Here is a 3,286-nt window from a genome sequence, read left to right as displayed (position 1 = left end):
GTCAGTAGAGCTCGTCTCGATCCTCGTCCTGGCCCTCATCTTCCTGATAGCCACCGTCCGACCGGTGAACCTCGGCGCGCTCGCGATCGTCGCCGCCTTCATCGTCGGCATCTCCGTCCTCAAGGGGGAAGACCTCGGCGACAAGACCGACGCCGTCTTCGCCGGCTTCCCCGGTGACCTGTTCGTCATCCTCGTCGGCGTCACGTACCTGTTCGCCATCGCCAAGGCCAACGGCACCGTCGACTGGCTCGTCCAGGCCGCAGTACGGTTGGTCGGCGGCCGGGTGGGCATGATCCCGTGGATCATGTTCCTGGTGACGGCCTGCCTCACCGCCATCGGAGCGGTGGTCCCCGCGTCGGTCGCCATCATCGCCCCGATCGGCATGGGCTTCGCGAAGCGATACAAGATCAACCCGCTCATGATGGGCCTGTTGATCATCAACGGGGCCAGTGCCGGCGGCTTCTCGCCGATCAGCATCTTCGGCAGCATCACCAACGGCGTGGTCGAGAAGGCCGGGCTGCCGGGCAACCCCACCCTGCTCTTCCTGGCCTCCTTCTTCGTCAACCTCGCCATCAGCGTCGTCGCCTACTTCATGTGGGGCGGCCGCGAGCTGCTCACCCGTCGGGCCGTCGACACCGGAGTCGGCACCTTCGACGAGGCCGACGTGGCCGGCAGCACCGGCTCGGTCCGGGACCGGCGCCCCGAGCCGGCCTCCGAACCGGACAACGAGGCGGCGTCGGACTCGGGCATCAGCCTGGCCAACGAGGGTGCCACGAGTGCCCGTCCGGCGGGCGGCGCCGTCGCGGTCAGCGAGGCGTCGGCAGGTTCGCCGGTCCCCGCCCAGGCGACCCGGCCGTCGGGTGGCGCCACCACCACGACCACCCTGCCGGCCGAGACGGCGGCGCCGCTCGGGCTGGACCGGGACCGCATCATGACGCTGGTCGGGCTCGTGGGCCTCGCCATCGCGGCGCTCTACTTCGAGCTGAACGTCGGCATGGTCGCGGTGACCGTGGCCGCGCTGCTCACCCTGCTCTCGCCGGAGTCGGCCAAAAACGCCGTGAACCACGTCGCCTGGCCGACGGTCCTGCTGGTCTGCGGCATCGTGATGTACGTCGGCGTCATGCAGGAGATCGGCACCATCAAGTGGCTCGGTGAGGAGGTCGCCGGCATCGGTGCGCCGCTGCTGGCCGCGCTCGTCATCTGCTTCATCGGCGGTGCGGTGTCCGCGTTCGCCTCGACGACGGGCATCCTCGGCGCGCTCATCCCGCTCGCCGTACCGTTCCTGACCGGCAGCAACGCCGTCGGGGCGGTCGGGCTGATCACCGCCCTGGCGCTGTCGTCGTCGATCGTCGACTCGAGCCCCTACTCGACCAGTGGTGCTCTCGCCGTGGCCAACTCCATGGAGGACCAGCGCGACTACGTCTACAAGGGCCTCATGCGCTGGGGCTTCAGCATGGTGGTGATCATTCCGATCGTCACTTGGTTGATCTTCGTCGTGCCCGGCTGGCTCTGATCCCCACCCGGCAGGTTGACGGGGTTGGCAGGGAGGGGCGGGACGTCTGCCCCTCCCTGCCGCGTTCAGCACGGTGGTCCGGCCGCCGCAGACTCGTAAGGGGAGGATGACATGTACGACGAGTCACTGGTGAAGACCTTCGTCGCGGCGCGACTGGGTGCCGTCGTCGAACCGGGCATGAGCGCCGCGCAACACGACATCCACGAGGCGCTCGGCCTGCAGTTGGCCGTCCTCGATCGGCTGGTGGACGGCGGAGAGCGGCTGGCCGGCTGGAAGGTGGGCCTCACCTCCGGCGCCCGGCGGGACGTGATGGGGAAGGGCTTCCGGCCGTTCGGATACCTGCTGGAGAGCCGCACGCTCGCCTCCGGAGACGTGCTCGGGCATGACCGGATCAGATCGTGCTACTTGGAGCCCGAGCTGTGTCTGGTGCTCGGTGCGCCGCTGCGGGGCGACGTCGATCCGGCGACCGCGCGGTCCGCCGTGCGCGGGGTCGCGCCGGCGTTCGAGCTGAACGAGGTCCGGCTGAGCGGTGGAGCGGATGACCCCACCACCATTGCCGACGGCCTGGGCAACTGGGGCATCGTGGTCGGGCCGGAGGCACCCGTGCGGGCGGGCCTCACCGACGTGACGGTCGACCTCTGGCACGACGACACCCTGGTCGCCCGCCGAACCCCCGGCGCTGCCATGGACGACCCGTACCTGTCGCTGTCGCGGCTGTGCGCACTGCTGCACCGGTACGGTCGCGGGCTCGAAGCCGGCCAACGGGTGATCACGGGATCGTTCTGCAACCAGAGCGTGTCGGGCCCCGGCACCTGGCGTGCGGCCTTCTCCGACGTCGGAGAGGTGACCGTGCGGTTCGCCTGACCGGCCGATGGTGCCACCCGCCGCTGATCGCCCCCGCGCCTCCCGACGGCGCCCGTCCCGGCCGGCCCGGCTGGACGAATGACCGGTCTCTCCTCGGGTACGCGGCCAGCGATACGCGAGGAATGCTGCCGCACTGGAAGGACGGCCTGTGCGATGAAGGTCAGAAGCTCCCTGCGTGGGTTGAAGCGAAAGGCGAGCTCGATCGTGGTTCGCCGCCGGGGCAAGCTGTTCGTGATCAACAAGGCCGACCCGCGGCAGAAGGCCCGGCAGGGCTGACAGCTACATCGTCTGCAACTCCCTGCCCTTGGTATCGGGGACGAAGCGCAGCACGAAGAGCAGAGCGAGCACCGCGAAGGCGCTGTAGAGACCGTACGCGACCGGCAGACCGCGATCACCCCGAAGGGGGACGGCAGGGCCAGGTGCTCTCCGCTGCCGGTGGCCCGGCTGAAGCACCAGGCGAGGGTGGCGAGGGTGAGCACCGTGGCGAGGATGTTGGTGACACTGGTGATCACGCTCGTCAACAACGCGTCGTTCCCTCCGCGAAGCCGACGGACCGCCAGGGATGCGCCAGTTCCGCCGTGCCTGGCCGGGTTACGGTGACCCCGACCGGTGTCGATCCCCGGTCCGAGCCAGGGGGGTGTCAACTGTTGCCAACTGAGTAGGCGTTGGTATGCGTTGGTGCCCTCAAGAAAGTGGTTCGCGGTGCGGGCGGTGCATCGTCAGGGATCCTGCGTTCGGCGCTGGGGTGCAGTGGTTGTTGTGGCGTTGGTGGTTGCGGGTGCATGTCGTACCGGGTGTTTACCGTGCTGGGTGTGGCGGACCGGGAGCGGTTGAGTGTGATGCAGTCGTACCGGTTCGCGTTGGACCTCACGCCCCGGCAGGAGCGGGTGGTGTTGGCTCATGCCGGTG

The 3,286-nt window shown here is 69.1% G+C and carries 4 protein-coding genes; 3 read left to right on the top strand and 1 reads right to left on the bottom strand.

Annotation, left to right across the window (positions count from 1 at the left end):
• From DKL51_RS33470 to DKL51_RS33460, 3 genes are all read left to right on the top strand, one after another.
• Nucleotides 1-1,513 (top strand): SLC13 family permease (locus tag DKL51_RS33470; RefSeq protein ID WP_124813246.1); only part of this gene is annotated, 1,513 nt, incomplete at its 5' end.
• A 111-nt stretch (nt 1,514-1,624) separates the two neighbouring features.
• On the top strand, nt 1,625-2,377 hold the full coding sequence (locus DKL51_RS33465; protein ID WP_109947906.1) for a 2-keto-4-pentenoate hydratase: 753 nt from the start codon (nt 1,625-1,627) through the stop codon (nt 2,375-2,377).
• Nucleotides 2,378-2,530: 153 nt separating this feature from the next.
• Nucleotides 2,531-2,653, top strand: a complete 123-nt coding sequence (locus DKL51_RS33460) for a 50S ribosomal protein L36 (protein ID WP_109947905.1) — start codon at nt 2,531-2,533, stop codon at nt 2,651-2,653.
• 3 nt (nt 2,654-2,656) lie between these two features.
• Here the strand turns inward: DKL51_RS33460 and DKL51_RS35470 are convergent, their stop codons facing one another.
• A complete protein-coding gene (locus tag DKL51_RS35470; protein WP_165823274.1) occupies nt 2,657-2,830 on the bottom strand; it encodes a hypothetical protein in 174 nt (57 codons plus the stop codon).
• Nucleotides 2,831-3,286 lie beyond the last annotated feature (456 nt).

The sequence above is a fragment of the Micromonospora globispora genome (genome assembly GCF_003857015.1).
In the GTDB taxonomy this organism is placed as follows: Bacteria; Actinomycetota; Actinomycetes; order Mycobacteriales; family Micromonosporaceae; genus Micromonospora; species Micromonospora globispora.
This window is presented reverse-complemented; position numbering and strand designations above follow the sequence as displayed.